Raw genomic sequence first — 18,777 nt, 5'->3', positions numbered from 1 at the left:
ATATTGATAACACTAAGGTATAGGTTTTTGATGTGGAATAAAAAAATACTTGTAAAAAGACTTATTTGTTAATATAATAAATATCATGAGTTTAATAAAAGTAAAAATAAAAAATAGAAATAATAAATAAAAACAATGAAAATATTAAAATATAGAGAGGGGATGAATTTAAAGTCATGGACAGTGAGTTTGCAAATGCAGTTGAATTAAGCTATGAATGTGCTCCATTGTTGGAATCATTAAAAGAATATTCGAAAAGAGATATAGCTTGTTTTGATGTACCTGGGCATGTGAAAAATAGAGGTGTAGATATACTAAATAAATATCTAGGTGAAAATCTCATGAAAATGGATATAAACTCATCACCCACTATGGATAATGTATCTAATCCAACTGGAGTCATAAAAAATGCACAAGATTTATTAGCACAGGCGTATATGGCTGATGAAGCATTCTTTATAACTAATGGTACTACACAAGCAATACATGCAATGATTTTAAGTGTAATAAATCCAGGAGAAAAAGTATTGCTCCCAAGAAATATTCATAAGTCAGTAATAAATGCTTTAATACTTTGTGGAGGAATACCAATATTTATACAACCAGAATTTGATGAGCAACTAGGTATAAGTTTAAATATTACTCTTGAGAAAGTTAAAGAGGAAATAGAAAAAAACTGCGATATAAAAGCTTTATTTTTGCTTAATCCAACTTATTATGGTGCTTGTGCAGACCTTGAGAACATAATAGAATTATGCCATAAAAATAATCTTTTAGTGTTGGTAGATGAAGCTCATGGTGCTCATTTTCCATTTCATTCAGATTTACCTCCTTCTGCAATAAGTTTAGGAGCAGATATGGTGGCTGTAAGTATACATAAAACTGGAGGAGCATTGACACAATCTTCAGCACTTCTATTGAATAGAGAAAATATAAGAGTTGAAAAAGTACTTCAGTCAATCAATATGTTACAGTCTACATCCGCATCTTATTTGCTTATGGCAAGTATAGATGGAGCAAGAGTTAACCTAGTTGAAAATGGAGAAGAACAATTATCAAAAGCATTAAATTTATCTAGATACGCAAAAGCTAGATTAAATAAAATAGATGGGATAGATGTTTTGTCTACTGAAATATTAAAAAGAAAAGGTGTTAAATTTATAGATGAAACTAAATTATGTATAAATGTAAAAGGGTTAAATTTAACTGGTTTTGAAGTGTATGATTTGTTGTATAAAAAGTTTTCAATTCAAGTAGAATTAGGAGATTTGTACAATATCTTAGCACTTGTGTCTATTGGAACTAACAAATCAGATATTGACAGATTGGTTAAGGCTCTTTCTATAATTGAAAAAACTTATAGAAAAGAAACCAAGTTAAATGAATTTAATATGATTCAAATAAATCCAACTATTGAGCTTAATCCTCGAGAAGCTTTTTATGCATCTAAAGAAAGCATAGAAATTAAGTCATGTATAGGTAGAATTTGTGGAGAATCAATAATGGCATACCCACCAGGCATACCAATTGTTACTCCAGGAGAGTTAATAACAAAAGAAATTATGGAGTATATTATTTTTTTAAAAAAGAGTAATGCATATTTGACTGATATGCAAGATAAAAACTTAGATACAATACTCGTTATAAAATAAATTGTGTTATTGGATAAATACAATAGTACATATAAATATGTAAAAGGAGTTGAGATTGAAATGAAATTTGAAACACTAGGAAGACATATACTAGTAGAATACTATAACTGTGATGAGGGTATACTTAAAGACCCACATCTTATAGAAAATTTTATGAATGATTCAGCATTAAATGCAAAGGCTACAATTGTTGATTCTGTATTTCACCATTTTAATCCTTGGGGAGTTTCAGGTGCTGTTATAATTGCTGAATCTCATTTGACAATACATACTTGGCCTGAATATGGTTATGCAGCAGCAGATTTTTTTACTTGTGGTGATATAGACCCATGGAAAAGTTTTGAATTATTGGAACAACTTCTAAAATCAGAAAGAAGTGAGTCCACAGAAATTCCAAGAGGATTGACAACAAAAATAAAAAAATATTCAAAGAAAGATTTAGGTAAAATCACTCATAAACCGGAAGCAGTATAAGAGGAAAATAGATAAATGAAAGAGAGGATTATTATATGGAACTTTGGTATACAGAGGAATGGACAGAAAATGTAAGATTTTCTATAAAAGTAGAGAGACATTTATTTGAAGGGAAATCTGAGTTTCAAAGAATAGATGTGTTTGATAGTGAGGAATTTGGAAAGTTTCTGACAATAGATGGTTTAATGATGGTGACATATAAAGATGAGTTTATATATCATGACATGATAACTCATGTTCCTATGGCTACAAATCTAAATATCAAAAAAGTCTTAGTTATAGGTGGTGGAGATGGAGGTACAGTAAGAGAGTTAAGTCGTTATCCTAAAGTAGAAAAAATTGATATGGTTGAAATAGATAAAATGGTTGTAGATGTGTCTAAAGAGTATATAGATATATGTTCATGTAAATTAGATGATGAAAGAGTAAATTTATATTTTGAAGATGGTGTTAAGTTTGTTAAAGAGGCTTGTGACAAATCTTATGACTTAATAATAGTAGATTCAACTGACCCAATAGGACCAGGAGAAGGACTTTTTTCAACTGATTTTTATAGAGATTGTTATAGAATATTAACTGATGATGGAATTTTAGTAAATCAAAGTGAAAGTCCTTATTTTGAGTTTAATGCTAAAGAAATGAAAAGAGCCAACGATAAGTTAAAAGGTATATTTCCAATATCTAAAGTTTATCAAGCACATATACCAACATATCCATCTGGACACTGGTTATTTGGCTTTGCTTCAAAAAAACTAGACCCAATAAAAAATCAAGATAGAGATGGATGGGAAAAATTAAACTTAAAAACGAAGTATTATAATAGTGATATCCATTCAGGTTCCTTTATGTTGCCTCAATATGTGAAGGAGATGTTAAATGAAGAATAATTTCTATCATATAAATACATTTATGGGTATGGATAAAAGTTATGAAGAATCAAATTTGATAGTGTTTGGAGTAGGATTTGATGGAACTACTTCAAATAGACCTGGAGCTAGATTTGCAAGTAGTTCTATGAGAAAAGAATTTTATGGTCTTGAGACATATAGTCCTTTTTTAGATTTGGATTTAGAAGATTATAATATATGTGATTATGGAGATTTGGAAATTAGTGTTGGAGATACAGAACAAGTTTTGACGGAAATATATCATGAAACTGCTAGGATAGTTGAAGATTTAAAGGTTCCATTTATGATTGGTGGAGAACATTTAGTTACTTTACCAGCATTTAAAGCAGTCTATGAGAAGTATAATGATGTTTATGTAATTCATTTTGATGCTCACACAGATTTAAGAGAAGAATATAATAACAGTAAAAATTCTCATGCAACAGTAATTAAAAGAGTATGGGATATTGTTGGAGACGATAAAATATTTCAATTTGGAATAAGGTCTGGAACAAGGGAAGAATTTAAGTTTGCAATAGAACAAAAACATACTTATATGGAAGTTGGTGGAATAAATACATTTGAAAAGATAATTAATAAATTAAATGGTAAAAATGTTTATTTAACTGTAGATTTAGATGTGTTGGATGCATCTGTATTCCCAGGAACAGGGACACCAGAGCCTGGTGGTATAAATTATAGGGAATTTCAAGATATTTTTAAGATTATAAAAAAATCTAATATAAATATAGTTGGTTGTGATATTGTAGAGCTAAGCCCTGATTATGATACGACAGGAGTATCAACAGTTGTAGCATGTAAAGTATTGAGAGAATTATGTTTAGTGATATCAAGTAAACTTGGATAGAGAAGTCTATATGAAGAATATATTATAATAGAAAGAAGTTACTTTAAATAAGCTGTTTTAAGTTTAGCGCTTTTTTAAGGTAACTTCTTTATTTTTTTAAACAATAAAAAAGAGCCTTATGTAGCTCCTTTTCTAAAATATATATATTTAAATTAAATAATTATATTCTATTTACGTTTTCAGCTTGAGGTCCTCTATTACCTTGAGTTATATCAAAGCTAACCTTTTCGCCTTCTTCTAAAGTTTTGTATCCATCAGTTTGTATAGCTGAGAAATGTACGAAAACATCGTCTTCTCCTTCTACTGATATGAATCCAAATCCTTTTTCACTGTTAAACCATTTTACTATTCCGTTTTTCATTATAAAAAAACCTCCGCTTTATTAAAAAATACAACCTAAACAAATTAAGTCTGTTCTATTAATATAGCATAAATTTTAAATAAAAGCAATTAAAATTTAAAAAAAAGTTAATTAATTTTAAAATTCAAAAAAATTGTTAAAGAATATATCATTAATGAAAGAAAATAAAATAGAAATCTGATGAAGTTTGGCAAAGTTAATATCAAAAAATGTAATATATAAATCGAAAAATAAAAAAGAAAATATAAAAAAATAATAAAAAAAATTATAAAATAGGCTAAAAATAAAAATTAAAAATAGTGAAATTTCAGAAATATCACTATTATTATATAATAAAATAAAAAAACAATGTATAAATTCGATAAAATAAAATTTAAATATATAATGTTTTGCATATATATTAATAAAAGGAAATATTATGCTATAATAGTACCGTATAAAATTATTTACGGGGGTGGTATTAACATGTTTCAATTTGAAACACAAATACACAAATTAAGACATGATGTTTTAACTGCAATAGCTAGACTTGGAAAAGAAGATAACCTTACAAGAGAAGCAATGGATAATATTCAATATGAAATAATAAAAGGCGAGAAACCGACATACAGATGTTGTGTTTATAAAGAGAGAGCTATAATATCTGAAAGAGTAAATGTAAGTATGGGATTATTGCCAGGTCAAGATAAAATAGATTTAGATACAATGGATGTAGGAGAAGATGAACAAATCATATATATTCTAGAAGCAGCATGTGATAGTTGCCCAATAAACGAATTTACAGTAACCGATATCTGTAGAGGTTGTTTAGCACATAGATGTAAAGAAGCTTGCAAATTTGGTGCTATTACACATGTTGGAGGAATGGCCTATATAAATCATGAATTATGTAAAGCTTGTGGAATGTGTAAAAAAGCTTGTCAATATGATGCCATCTCAGAGGTTGTAAGACCATGTAAGAGTGTATGCCCAACTAATGCTTTAGGGTTTGATAGAGAAAATATGAAGGCTATGATACATAAAGATAAATGTTTAAACTGTGGTGCCTGTATGTCAGCATGCCCATTTGGAGCGATATCTGATAAGAGTTTGATAGCTCCAGTAGCTAGAAAATTAGTACAAAAAGAAAAAATGTACGCAGTAGTAGCTCCAGCTATAACAGGTCAAGTTGAAGCAAATGTTACATATGGTCAAATAAAAAATGCTATAAAATCATTAGGTTTTGTAGATGTACTAGAGGCAGCTTGTGGAGCAGATGCAGTTACAGTTCATGAAAGCTTAGAGTTTGCTGAAAGAATGGAAGAAGGAGATGCTTTTATGACAAACTCTTGTTGTCCAGGATTTGTTGGTTACATAGAAAAGACATTCCCAGACCTTGTAGGAAAAATATCTTCTACTGTATCTCCTATGATAGCTAGTGGAAGATTTATAAAAAATTATGAACCTGATGCAAAAGTAGTATTTATAGGACCTTGTACAGCTAAAAAGAATGAAGCAGCTAAGAAGGAATTAAAAGGAGCTGTTGATTATGTACTAACTTTTGAAGAAATAATGGCACTATTTGAAGCCTTTGATATAGACTTAGCTAAGTGTTCAAATGAAGATATAGATGATGCATCAATATTTGGAAGAGGCTTTGGAGCTGCTGGTGGACTTACAAAAGCTATAGAAAATTATCTTGCAGAAAAAGGTATTGGAGTTAATTTCGAACCTGTAAAAATTTCTGGTTCAAGAGAGATTAAGAAGACAATGACTATGGCTAATTTAGGAAAATTAGAAGGAAACTTTATAGAAGGTATGATGTGCGAAGGTGGATGTATAAATGGTTCTGGTAAGTTCTTACTAGGTGCAAAAGCTAAAGCTACATTTGATAGAAAAAATTCTCAATCAACTAAGAAAAGTGTTTTAGCAAATACAAAAATAAAAGATTTTAGTGATATAAATCTAGAAAAATAGATTTATAGATAATTATAAAAAATATATATGGAGAATAGAGTTGTTCTAAGTTGTAATTTAACATTAGGACAACTCTATTTTTATTTAGATTTATATCAATACATTTAAGTACTTAAAATAAAAATTAGATATATAATATTTTGTATATAACTTAACAAAGACTATGCCTGTGTTATAATAATTTATGGAAATAAGTAAAAAATACAATATACATAATAGTATAAATATGGGTGAAATAGGTAATTTATAGGAAGGAGTACTTATGTTTGAGTTCGAAACACAGCTAAAAAGATTGAAACATGAAGTTTTAACAGTTGTAGCAAAATTATCGATTGAGGAAAATTTAACAAAAGAAAATATAGAAAAAATTCCATATGAAATAATTAAAGGAGAGAAAGCAAGATATAGATGTTGTGTTTATAAAGAGAGAGAGGTAGTTCTTGAACGAGCACAGCTTGCACTAAGTTTGACACCAAATACTAAATATGAAAATATAAATCCAGATTCAGTAAATTTAGGCTCTAATGAGCAAATTATGTATATAGTGGAAGCCGCATGTGATAGATGTCCAATAAATGAATTTACAGTAACAGAACTTTGTAGAGGTTGTTTGGCACATAGATGTAAAGAATCTTGTAAGTTTGGAGCAATTTCTTATATAAATGGAAGAGCTTATATAAATCATGATTTATGCAAAGCTTGTGGAATGTGTAAAAGCTCATGTCAATATGATGCTATCTCAGAGGTTGTAAGACCATGTAAAAGTGTATGCCCAACTGGTGCGTTAGATTTTAATAGAAATACTATGAAAGCTATGATACATGAAGATAATTGTATAAATTGTGGTGCATGTATGTCAGCCTGTCCATTTGGAGCAATATCTGACAAGAGTTTGATAGCACCAGTTGCGAAAAAACTTGCGAGAAAAGAAAATATGTATGCTATAGTAGCTCCAGCAATAACAGGTCAAATTGATAGTAATATTACATATGGGCAATTAAAAAATGCTGTAAAATCACTAGGATTTATAGATATGATAGAAGCTTCTTGTGGAGCAGATGCAGTTACAGTTCATGAAAGTAATGAATTTATTGAAAGAATAAAATCTGGAGATAAGTATATGACAAATTCATGTTGTCCTGGGTTCTTTAAATACATAGAGAAGATGTTCCCAGATGAAGTTGATAAAATATCTTCTACAGTATCACCTATGGTAGCCACAGGAAGATTCGTAAAAAAATTTGATTCTGATGCTAAGGTAGTATTTATAGGCCCATGTACTGCAAAAAAGAGTGAGGCAACTGAGGAATGTTTAAAAGATGCAGTGGATTATGTACTAACTTTTGAAGAACTAATGGCATTATTTGAAGCTTTTAATGTAGATTTGTCAAAATGCTCAAATGATGATATAAATGATGGTTCAATTTTTGGAAGAGGCTTTGGAGCGTCTGGTGGGCTCACAAAATCAATACAGAATTATATTGCTGAAAAAGGCATCAGTTTTGATTTTGAGCCTATAAAAGTTTCTGGACCAAGACAAATTAAGAAAACAATGACAATGGCTAAATTAGGTAGATTAGAAGGGAATTTTATAGAAGGAATGATGTGCGAAGAAGGTTGCATTAATGGAGCTGGTAAGTTCTTATCAGGTGCAAAAGCTAAAAACACTTTTGATAGAAAAAATGGACAATCAACTAAGAAGAGTGTTTTATCTAATGATAAAATAAAAGAATTTGAAGATTTAAATTTAGAAAGATAGTATTAATTGATGTCTTAAAAATACTTAGTTACAATTATAAAACTAAACTATTTGTTATATTTAATGCCACAAATATGCCTAGAATTTGCCCTTTTTCTAGGTGTATTTTATTATGTCAGCATTGCTATACTATAAATATGTAATAAATAAAATTTATAGGAGCTTTTGAATGAAGAAAATAATATTAAAAGACATCATGTTTTTAATTACAACAGTATCTTTGATTGTAGTGCTATTGATTGTAGTAAATGTAACTGCTAATGGTAAGACAAAACCAACAAGTAAATCTTATTTAGATAGTGAGAAAAATAGTATGAGTCAAAATAATATTCAAAATGATATAGAAAATAATGCATTTAAAACTACTATACTAAATACTGGAAAGTCAGATTGCATATTAATTGAGATAGGCAATAAAGCTATAATGATTGATACAGGAGAAGATAAAAATGGTGAACAAATAGTTAATAAGTTAAAAGAAAAAGGTATAAATACACTTGATTATTTAATTTTAACTCATTTAGATAAAGACCATATAGGTGGAGTTGATAGTGTGTTGTCCAGTGTTAAAGTGAATAATTTAATACAAGCAAATTATAAAAAAGACAGTAAACAATATGATGAATATATTAACTCCCTCAAAAAAACTGGTATAGATCCTACGGTATTGAAAGAAAAAATGAATATTGTAGTTAATAATGCAAAGATAAGTATACAGCCAGCTTTAAAAAGTGAGTATGAGAGTTCAAACGATTACTCAATAATCACTAGTATAAATTATGGAGAACACAACTTTTTATTTGCAGGAGATGCAGAAGAAAAACGTTTAACTGAATTTATAAGTGAAAATACTTTAAAATACGATTTTGTGAAAATTCCTCATCATGGAAGGTATGATAAATTAAGTGAAGCATTTTTAAAATCTATTTCACCAAAATATGCTGCTATTACTTGCTCACAGAAAAAAGAACCTGATGAAGAAGTATTAGAAATACTAAAAAAATTAGATATAAAAACTTTTCTTACTTCTAATGGAGGCATAGTTATAGATAGTGATGGAAATAAGTTAAGTGTAAGTCAGTAGTGTTTTCTGAAAAATTGTATAAAAAAATTTAAAAAAATCATTAGCAAATATGACCCCTTAAACATAGTATATTTTAGGAGCTGAAACTCCACATACAAAATAACTAGGAGGTAACATATTATGTTGGATAGATTTTTTGGTGAAGGCGGATTTGGCGGATGTGCTTGGTGGATAATAATATTATTTTTCTTATTCTTAGCATTCCAAGACTGTTGGGCTGAAATGGACTTATGTGCATGGATACCTTTCTTAATATTATTATTAATACTTTGCGAATGTGGTGACGTTTTTGATGGAGGATGTGGATGCTAAAAAAATCAATTTAAATGATTTAAAGAAGCTTATGGTGGGTATAAACAAAATACCAAACCAATCACAATCTAGTGTTTGAAGGTAGTCGGAGATCCCCCGCTACCTTCTTTTTTTTATTATTCAAAATTTATTTATTCATTATTTTATTTACATACAATAATTTTTTTTATAAAGTTTGGTATAATTAAAAAGAAAATAAATTTTATTTATAGGAGATGTAAATATGGCTATAGTGGATAAGATTTTCAATGAGATAAAACTTATGGTTGCAAGACTCTTGTTGGGGAAAAAGTACAGTGAATATGAAGAAAAAGACTTAGTATATAATACTGAAGAAGAAGTTATATTAATAACTTTAAAAAGATTAGTTTTCCAGGGAAATGTGAATGAAGCAGAAGAAATTTTATTTGATAAAGCTAAAACTGTAAGTAGTGAAAATATGCAGTATATAGCAATAGAATTTTATACTATGCTTATGGAAAAAACTGATGAAGAATTAGAGGCTATGAATTTTTCTAAAAAAGAAGTTTATCAAGGAATAGAAGATATTAGGGAAGTTTTAAATTTAGAATAAAAGCGTTTTTAAATTTAAAACAAAGTATGTATAAAAATATTAAAATAAATTAATGTTAAGATGAGAATATTATATTTAAATATATAAAATATAATATTCTTATTTTATTAATAATATAAGTATATCTTATTTACCATAAAACTATCTTGAAAAAAATTAATCTTAAATGTATAATATTACTTTGAGTGAAAAAGTATTAACATTTTTTTATAAGATGTTTTACTAAAAAAATATATATAAATATACTGTTATCAAAAAGAAATTTAATTTAGTGAGGTGTTAAGATGAAAATAGGATTTGACCACAAAAAATATTTAGAAGAGCAGTCTAAATATATCTTAGAAAGAGTAAATAATTTTGACAAACTTTATTTGGAGTTTGGAGGAAAATTAATGGGGGACCTTCATGCAAAAAGAGTACTTCCAGGGTTTGATGAAAATGCAAAGATAAAAGTATTACAACACATGAAAGAAAAAGTTGAAGTTGTAATTTGCGTGTATGCAGGAGATATAGAAAGAAATAAAATAAGAGGTGACTTTGGTATCACTTATGATATGGAAGTTCTAAGATTAATAGATGATTTAAGAGGTTATGAACTAGATGTAAATAGTGTAGTAATCACTAGGTTTGAGGGACAACCTGCAACAACTGTATTCATAAATAAGTTAGAGCGTAGAGGAATCAAAGTTTATAAACATTATCCAACAAAGGGATATCCTTCAGATGTTGAAACTATAGTTAGTGATGAAGGATATGGAGCAAATGATTATATAGAAACTACAAAGCCAATTGTAGTAGTAACAGCACCAGGACCTAATAGTGGAAAACTTGGTACTTGCTTAAGTCAGTTATACCATGAAAATAAAAGAGGAAATGTGGTTGGATATTCTAAATTTGAAACATTCCCAGTTTGGAATATACCTGTGAAACATCCTTTAAACATAGCTTATGAGGCAGCTACAGTAGATTTAAAAGACGTAAACATGATAGATTCATTCCATCTTGAAACGTATGGCGAGATGTCAGTAAACTATAATAGAGATTTAGAGTTATTCCCAGTGCTTAAAAAAATAATAGAAAAAATAACTGGAAAAGAATCAATTTTCCAATCTCCAACTGACATGGGTGTTAATAGAGTTGGTTTTGGAATAATAGATGATGAAGTAATAAGAAAAGCTTCTATAGAAGAAATTATAAGAAGATACTTTAAAACTGCTTGTGAGTATAAAAAGGGACAAGTTGATAAAGGTGCTTATGATAGAATGAAAATGATTATGGAAGAACTTAACTTAAAGCCAGAAGATAGAAAAGTTGTTTTACCTGCTAGAAATTACAGCAATAAGTTAAAAGAAAATGCTGATAAAAATGATACTTGTCCTGTAGTGGCACTAGAATTAGAAGATGGGACAATATTAACTGGTAAAGGTTCTGACTTAATGAATGGAACAGCAGCAGCAGTACTAAATGCAATTAAGCACTTAGCTAATATATCTGATGATATGCACTTAATATCACCTGTAATATTAGAGCCTATTATAAATTTAAAAACAAAAACTTTAGCAAGTAGAAATGTTTCACTGAGTTGTCAAGAGGTTTTAACGGCTCTTAGTATTTGTGCTGTAACTAATCCAACTGCACAATTTGCTATGGAAAAGTTAGCTTTATTAAAAGGGTGTCAAGCACATTCTACTACTATATTAAATAGAGATGATGAACAAACATTTAGAAAGCTTGGTATAGATGTAACTTGTGACCCAGAGTATCCTTCACAAAATCTTTACTATAGCTAAAAATATAATTATACAAAAAAATATGGGCTGTTTTAAAGTAATAGTTTGAGCAGTCCATTACAATTATAATAAAATCAGTAGACTGTCTTGTATAAGGCAGTCTTTTGTTTTTAAAACATCCCATTTAAATTAATATATATACTGTTATCCATAAGGAATTTTAATTTAGTTCCTTGGAATACCTATTGTAAAGCTTTTACCTAGTTTTTGCAAGTGTTTTTTATGATTTTTTATAAATTATATTGAATTAGTTGATTACAAGCTGTTTTAGTAAGAGAAAATATTGATATATAAATAAAATAAATGAAAAAATAGCATAAAGAAACATAAGTTTGGTATAATTAAAACAGTGATGTAAATAAATTTAATCTATTTATACTTTAAGGTGATAAGAATGGAACTTCATAGAAAAATAATTCATATAGATATGGATGCTTTTTACGCATCTATAGAACAAAGAGATAATAAAAAATTAAAAGGTAGACCTGTAGTTGTTGGTGGAAATCCACAAAGCAGAGGAGTAGTTGCAACATGTTCTTATGAGGCTAGAAAATTTGGTATACATTCAGCTATGCCATCCGCTGTAGCTTATAATAGATGTCCATATGCAATTTTTGTAAGACCTAGATTTGAGGTCTATAAAAGTGTATCAAATCAAATAAGAAATATATTTTATAGATACACAGATTTAGTAGAGCCACTATCTTTAGATGAAGCATATTTAGATGTGACAAAAAATAAAAAGAATATTGACTCGTCAATTGAAATAGCAAAGCAAATTAAAAGAGATATATTTAGAGAAGTTGGACTTACCTCTTCAGCAGGTATTTCATATAATAAATTTCTTGCTAAGATAGCATCAGACCTAAAAAAGCCTAATGGTTTGACTGTAATAAATGAAGAAAATGCTCAGGATTTTTTAGATAAATTACCTGTAAATAAATTTTTTGGTGTTGGAAAAGTCACTTCAAATACTCTTAAAAATTTAGGTATAAAAACAGGATATGATTTAAGGTGTTTAGATTTATTTGAACTTGAGAACATATTTAAGAAAAAAGGATACGACTTATATAAATTTGCAAGGGGTATGGACGATAGACCAGTAGAGCCAAATAGAGTTAGAAAATCTGTGGGAGCAGAGACCACACTAAGCCATAACTTAGATATTGACGAAGAAGAAACACGTAATATCCTTGATGAAATTTGTGAGGAAGTATGTCATAGATTAAAAAACTCTGAGAAATTTGGAAAGACGTTGACATTAAAAGTTAAGTATGAGGATTTTACACAGATAACTAGAAGTCTTAGTTTAGAACATTATATTGATGAATATAATGATATAAGAAATGGTGTTGACAATTTATTGAGAAATGTTGAAATGAATGGAAAACAAATTAGACTATTAGGAGTTACAATATCAAACTTAAGTGACAAAAAAGAAACTTACAAAGACATTACTTTATTTGAGTATATGGATAGTATTCAACTATGACTATTTGTTTAAATGAATGAATTAACACTAGTTTTAATTATATATAATTAAGGCTAGTGTTGTATTATTTTATCAAGATTTTTTTATTATTTTTATATTTTTTGAATTTGAATATTGTATACAAATGCTTGATATTTATAGTAATGTCTACTAATATGTATTAACCCAAAAGTCGTACTTTGTTTACATAAAGGGGATATTGTGATATAATTATAAAAACAACTTATTGTGTTAACAAAGGTTGCTTGTCGAAAGAGGGGATGATAAATTATGATAGAGATAAGAAACGTAACCAAGAAAATGGGAAATAATGTAGTATTAGATGATATTTCTCTAGCTGTTGAAACAGGCACATTGGTAGTTTTAATTGGCTCAAGTGGTTGTGGGAAGACTACTACTTTGAAGCTTATAAACAAATTAATAAAACCTACATCTGGTGAAATATATATTAATGGTAAACCAATTTCTCAGGAAAATGAAATAGAACTTAGAAGGAAAATAGGATATGTTATACAGAACACAGGTCTATTTCCTCATCTTACAATAAAAGAGAATATAGAGTTAATTCCACGTTTAAAAAAGGAAAAGTCAGTTGAAGAAATTGAGAAAAGAACTTTACAACTACTTGAAATGGTAGGTCTTGATAGTGATGATTTTTTAAATAAGTATCCTTCAGAGCTTAGTGGGGGTCAACAGCAAAGAATTGGCGTTGCAAGAGCCATTGCAACTGATGCTGAAATAATATTAATGGATGAGCCTTTTAGTGCTTTAGACCCAATAACAAGAACATCTTTACAAGAACAATTATTTTCTCTTCAAGATGAACTGAAAAAAACTATAATATTTGTAACTCATGATATGGATGAAGCCTTAAAGATAGCTGATAAGATTTGTATTATGAAAGATGGAAGAATAGCACAGTATGATACTCCGGAAAACATACTTAGAAATCCAGCAAATGATTTTGTAAAAGATTTTATTGGAGAAGACAGAGTTTGGGATAATCCAGAATATATAAAAGCAAAGGATATTATGATAAAGAATCCTATTGCTGTTAATTCAACAAGAACTGTAACTCAAGGTATAGAAATTATGAGAACAAGTAAGGTTGATAGCTTACTAATCATAGATAGAGCTAGAACACTAAAAGGTATTGTTACTGTAAAAGATATGAAAGATCTTCATGATAAATCGACATTGCTTGGTGATATTATGTCAAAAGAGCCTTTGCATGTAAATGAAGGTGATAATTTAGTGGAAATACTAAATATAATGAACTGTAATTCAGTTGGATATATTCCAGTTGTTTCAAGTGAAAATAAACTAGTAGGACTGATTACTAGAAGTAGTTTACTTTCTGTTTTAAGTGAGCAATTCCTAGAGATGGAGGTGAGCGTCCTTGGATAATTTTTTTAATTTTATACTATTGCAAAAAGATAAGATTATAGAGCTTTTGATACAACATATGAGCTTAACTGTTACATCTATTTTGATAGCTATACTAGTGGGTGTCCCTCTAGGAATAATTATTTCAAGAATCTCATCTCTTAGAAAAATTGTGCTTGGGTTTGTAAACTTAGTTCAAGCAGTTCCATCAATGGCACTTTTGGGTCTTCTTGTACCAGTACTTGGTATAGGAAGTAAACCAGCAATATTTATGGTAGTAGTATATTCATTATTACCGATTGTAAAGAATACGTATATAGGTATAACAAGTATTGACCCAGTAGTATTAGAATCTGCTAAAGGTATTGGTCTTACAAGAAACCAAACTTTATTTAAAATACAGTTTCCTTTAGCTCTGCCTATAATAATGGGTGGGGTTAGAATATCTGCTGTTACAGCTGTTGGTCTTATGACTCTTGCAGCATTTATAGGTGCTGGTGGTCTGGGATATTTAGTATTTTCAGGTGTACAAACTGTAAATAACAATATGATTTTAGCAGGAGCAATTCCATCATGTATAATTGCATTACTAGTTGATTATTTATTTAGTAAGATTGAAGTTGCAGTTACTCCAAAGGGGTTAAACCCAAAAGCTCCAAAGAAAAATTATATAGGGCTTAAAGTAGTATCTGCTATAATAATTATTGCAATGTTATTTGTTACTTTTGGTTCAAGTTTTTCAAGTAAAAAAGAGACAATAACTATAGGTTCTAAAGATTATACAGAACAACTTATACTTGGTAATGTTTATGCTGAATTGATAGAGAAAAATACAGACCTTAACGTTAAAAAGAATTTAAATCTAGGTGGTTCATCTGTTGCATTTAATGCTATCAAGTCTGGTGAACTTGATATGTATGTAGATTATACAGGTACACTTTTAGTAAATGTAATGAAGCATGCTCCAATTAAAGATGCTGATGAAGCATATAAGGTTGTTAAAGATACTATGGAGAAAGAGAATCAATTAACTCTACTTGACCCTATTGGATTTAACAATACTTATACATTAGCTATGATGCCTAAAACTGCGGAGAAGTATGGAATAAACACTATTTCTGATTTAACTAAATATAGTAGTGACTTTACTTTCTCACCAACTTTAGAGTTTGAAAATAGAGAAGATGGTTTTGTAGGTATTTCTAGAGATTATGGTTTAAAATTCAAAGATGTAAAAGCTATGAATGGAAGTTTAAGATATACAGCTTTAGACAATAATGAATCTCAAGTTGTAGATGCATTTTTAACTGATGGTCTTATTAAAAAGTTTAATCTTAAAATATTAGAAGATGACAAAAACTTCTTTGTTCCATATTATGCAGCTCCATTAGTGAGACAAGATACTCTAAAGAAATATCCTGAGTTAGAGAAAGTGATGAATATGCTTTCAGGAAAAATAAATGAAGAAACTATGAGAGAACTTAACTATCAAGTTGATGAGCTTGGAAAATCACCAGAAGAAGTTGCTCATTCATTCTTAGTTAAAGAAGGTTTAGTATAGAAAATTAATAGTTTATATTAGGAATTTAAGTTATAGATAGTATTTGAAATACTATTTATAGCTTATTTTTTTGTATATAGAAATTGTACTATAGTTATTAATTAGTAATTAATTTTTAAATTGAATGAACAAGTACAACCAACTTTGAATATAAATATAGTAAGTGTGCGTATATACAATTTGCTTATCTAGTTAATTGATATTGATACATAGTCTTTTTTCGATTAAATCGAAGGGAGGAGGTATACAGTTATGGATAATTATAAAAAAGTGAAGCAAGTGTTATGGATAATTTTATTTGCCAATTTTGCTGTAGCATTATTAAAAATAATTATTGGTAATAAAATTAAAAGTTATAGTATGACAGCAGATGGATTTCATTCTCTGTCAGATGGAGCGTCTAATATAGTAGGATTAATAGGTATTTTTTTTGCATCTAAACCAAAAGATAAAGATCATCCTTATGGGCATAAAAAATTTGAAATTATAACCAGTTTATTTATTAGTGGTATGTTATTTTTTATAGCAGTTAAGATAATTCTTAGTTCTATATCAAGAATAGCAAACCCAATTACACCTTCTATAACTATAGAAAGTTTAATTGCTCTAGTTATTACTCTTTTTATAAATATTGCTGTCTGTATATATGAATATAGAGTTGGAACTAAACTGAATAGTTATGTCTTGATTTCAGATTCATTGCATACAAGAAGTGATATATTTGTGTCTTTAGGAGTATTAGTTACTTTAGTTGGTGTTAAGTTAGGATTTCCAGTAATAATAGAATCTGTAGTTCCTATTATTATTTCTGGGTTTATAATTTATTCAGCTTATGGAATATTTAAACCATCTATTGGAATTTTAGTTGATAGAGTAGCTGTAGATGAAGAGTATATAAGGGAAATTGTGTTTGAATTTAATGAAGTGAGAGATGTGCACAATATTAGAAGTAGAGGTAGTAAGAGTGTTATTTATATTGATATGCATGTAATGGTAGACCCATTTATAAGTGTGGAGCAATCACATGACTTAACACATAAAATTGAGAAGCAAATACAAGAAGAAATTAATGAAAATGCTCAAGTAATAGTTCATATTGAACCTTTTTATAGTTTTTAATTTGACTATAAAGACCTAAGTATAAAAATTTATAATTCATAAAAAAAATATTATACCATAAATATTTTCTGAAAATATTTATGGTATAATATTTTTTATAAAGAAATTGAGTCTTAATATACCTAAGGAGGAATTTATTATGAGATACGTTGAATATGGAAAGACTGGGAAAATGGTTTCAGTAGTTGGATATGGAGGATTAAGATTTGATTTAGAAAAAAGTGACCAAGAAAATGCAGATTTAATTAAATATGCATATGAAAAAGGCATTAACTATTTTGATACAGCACCAGGGTATTGTGATGACAGAAGTGAGGATATATTTGGACTAGCATTTAGGCAAATGATAAAAGATGGTAAAACAGATTTTTACATATCTACAAAAGGGAAGCCAAAAGTGTATGATACAGCAGAAAAAGCAATAGATGCTGTGAAAAAGTCAATAGAGAGATTGGGCGTATCTAAAATAAATTTCTATCATATATGGAATATTAGAAAAATGGAACATTATGAATTTGCAATGAGAACTGGAGGTCAGTATGAGGGTCTATTAAAGTGTAAAGAAGAAGGATTAATAGACCACATAGTATTTTCATCTCATCAGCCAGGAGATGAAGTCATAAAAGTTCTTGATGAAAATAAGTTTGAAGGTGTTACTATGGGAATTAATATACTAAACTTTCCATATAGATTAAAAGGTGCTAAACATGCTATTGAAAGTGGATATGGTGTTGTAGCTATGAATCCATTAAGTGGTGGAACTATTCCAAAGTACAATGAAGAGCTTTCTTTTTTAACAAGAGAAGGTGAAAGTGCTATAGAATCAGCCTTAAGATTTAACATAGGAATTCCACAAATAAATATATCGTTAATAGGAGTTAATAAAAAGCAGGATATAGATGATGCTTGTAAAATTGCAGATGAAAATAAAATATATTCAGATGAAGATATACATGATATTGAAACTAGATTAAGTAAAAATATGAATGAAATATGTACAGGTTGTGGATATTGTAAAGTATGTCCAAAAGATATAAACACTCCAGCATATATGCTTTTCTATAATGAAAAACAGATGTTTAAAAAGAGTGATGAAGAAATGACAAAATCGGTTTATGGTCTAGCACATTGGAATTATACAATGAATAGTAAGGCAAAAGCTAAAGAATGTGTAGCTTGTGGAAAATGTGAAATTGAGTGTACTCAGCATTTACCGATAATTGCTAGGTTAAAAGAAATTAAGCAATGGGAAGAAAATGGGGTTAATAATGTTACAGTATAATCAATTTATATTGTACTTAAAATTTGTATAGTATTTAATAATAGTTTAATATATAAGGAGACAAATTATTATTTTGTCTCCTTATATATTATGCTTTGATTTATTATAACGAAATTCTATCTACATTTACTGATATCATCTATTTTTATATTGAATAATTCCAATATTTTACATTAAAATTACTTGAAAACTCTAATTTTATAGGCTTCCAATATATATC

General features: G+C 28.5%; 16 protein-coding genes. 15 read left to right on the top strand and 1 reads right to left on the bottom strand.

The features are described 5' to 3' along the window. Positions 1 to 176 precede the first annotated feature (176 nt). Genes KGF50_RS14355 through speB form a run of 4 tightly spaced genes read left to right on the top strand, consistent with a single transcriptional unit; the run spans position 177 to position 3,881 of the window. Positions 177 to 1,652 (top strand): aminotransferase class I/II-fold pyridoxal phosphate-dependent enzyme, encoded by a 1,476-nt coding sequence (locus KGF50_RS14355; RefSeq protein ID WP_227848683.1) that lies wholly within the window; start codon positions 177 to 179, stop codon positions 1,650 to 1,652. A 60-nt stretch (positions 1,653 to 1,712) separates the two neighbouring features. Further along, positions 1,713 to 2,126 carry an adenosylmethionine decarboxylase gene (speD, locus tag KGF50_RS14350; RefSeq protein WP_227848682.1) on the top strand — a complete coding sequence of 138 codons (414 nt, stop codon included), beginning with the start codon at positions 1,713 to 1,715 and terminating at the stop codon, positions 2,124 to 2,126. Positions 2,127 to 2,161: 35 nt separating this feature from the next. Continuing rightward, complete coding sequence (speE, locus tag KGF50_RS14345; protein WP_227848681.1) at positions 2,162 to 3,013, top strand: polyamine aminopropyltransferase; 852 nt, start codon at positions 2,162 to 2,164, stop codon at positions 3,011 to 3,013. Further along, positions 3,003 to 3,881, top strand: a complete 879-nt coding sequence (gene speB / locus KGF50_RS14340; protein ID WP_227848680.1) for an agmatinase — start codon at positions 3,003 to 3,005, stop codon at positions 3,879 to 3,881. The genes speE and speB overlap by 11 nt, the downstream gene beginning before the upstream one ends. 160 nt (positions 3,882 to 4,041) lie before the next feature. On the opposite strand, the gene KGF50_RS14335 is transcribed toward speB, so the two are convergent. Then, positions 4,042 to 4,242, bottom strand: coding sequence for a cold-shock protein (locus KGF50_RS14335; protein ID WP_227436749.1), 201 nt, complete (start codon positions 4,240 to 4,242; stop codon positions 4,042 to 4,044). A gap of 465 nt (positions 4,243 to 4,707) precedes the next feature. On the opposite strand from KGF50_RS14335, the gene KGF50_RS14330 reads away from it, so the two are divergent. The 11 genes from KGF50_RS14330 (at position 4,708) to KGF50_RS14280 (ending at position 18,557) form a co-directional block, all read left to right on the top strand. Then, positions 4,708 to 6,198 (top strand): 4Fe-4S dicluster domain-containing protein, encoded by a 1,491-nt coding sequence (locus KGF50_RS14330; protein WP_227848679.1) that lies wholly within the window; start codon positions 4,708 to 4,710, stop codon positions 6,196 to 6,198. Positions 6,199 to 6,460: 262 nt separating this feature from the next. Then, positions 6,461 to 7,957, top strand: a complete 1,497-nt coding sequence (locus KGF50_RS14325) for a 4Fe-4S dicluster domain-containing protein (RefSeq protein ID WP_227848678.1) — start codon at positions 6,461 to 6,463, stop codon at positions 7,955 to 7,957. A gap of 169 nt (positions 7,958 to 8,126) precedes the next feature. Next, entirely contained in the window at positions 8,127 to 9,041 is a 915-nt protein-coding gene (locus tag KGF50_RS14320) for an MBL fold metallo-hydrolase (protein ID WP_227848677.1), read from the top strand. Between the two features lie 120 nt (positions 9,042 to 9,161). Beyond that, positions 9,162 to 9,353, top strand: coding sequence for a hypothetical protein (locus tag KGF50_RS14315; RefSeq protein WP_003418667.1), 192 nt, complete (start codon positions 9,162 to 9,164; stop codon positions 9,351 to 9,353). A gap of 223 nt (positions 9,354 to 9,576) precedes the next feature. Then, positions 9,577 to 9,927 (top strand): DUF6483 family protein, encoded by a 351-nt coding sequence (locus tag KGF50_RS14310; RefSeq protein ID WP_227848676.1) that lies wholly within the window; start codon positions 9,577 to 9,579, stop codon positions 9,925 to 9,927. Positions 9,928 to 10,211: 284 nt separating this feature from the next. Beyond that, on the top strand, positions 10,212 to 11,717 hold the full coding sequence (locus KGF50_RS14305) for a DUF1846 domain-containing protein (RefSeq protein ID WP_227848675.1): 1,506 nt from the start codon (positions 10,212 to 10,214) through the stop codon (positions 11,715 to 11,717). Between the two features lie 394 nt (positions 11,718 to 12,111). Further along, positions 12,112 to 13,209, top strand: coding sequence for a DNA polymerase IV (dinB, locus tag KGF50_RS14300; protein WP_227848674.1), 1,098 nt, complete (start codon positions 12,112 to 12,114; stop codon positions 13,207 to 13,209). Positions 13,210 to 13,479: 270 nt separating this feature from the next. Continuing rightward, complete coding sequence (locus KGF50_RS14295) at positions 13,480 to 14,616, top strand: ABC transporter ATP-binding protein (RefSeq protein WP_227848673.1); 1,137 nt, start codon at positions 13,480 to 13,482, stop codon at positions 14,614 to 14,616. Continuing rightward, positions 14,609 to 16,156: a glycine betaine ABC transporter substrate-binding protein gene (locus KGF50_RS14290; protein ID WP_227848672.1), complete on the top strand. Its 1,548-nt coding sequence runs from the start codon at positions 14,609 to 14,611 to the stop codon at positions 16,154 to 16,156. The genes KGF50_RS14295 and KGF50_RS14290 overlap by 8 nt, the downstream gene beginning before the upstream one ends. Positions 16,157 to 16,408: 252 nt before the next feature. Then, on the top strand, positions 16,409 to 17,275 hold the full coding sequence (locus KGF50_RS14285; RefSeq protein ID WP_227848671.1) for a cation diffusion facilitator family transporter: 867 nt from the start codon (positions 16,409 to 16,411) through the stop codon (positions 17,273 to 17,275). A 139-nt stretch (positions 17,276 to 17,414) separates the two neighbouring features. Next, entirely contained in the window at positions 17,415 to 18,557 is a 1,143-nt protein-coding gene (locus KGF50_RS14280; RefSeq protein WP_227848670.1) for an aldo/keto reductase, read from the top strand. Positions 18,558 to 18,777: the final 220 nt, after the last annotated feature.

Origin of the sequence: Clostridioides sp. ZZV15-6598, from assembly GCF_020657705.1 — a bacterium.
GTDB lineage: Bacteria > Bacillota > Clostridia > Peptostreptococcales > Peptostreptococcaceae > Clostridioides > Clostridioides difficile_F.
This window is presented reverse-complemented; position numbering and strand designations above follow the sequence as displayed.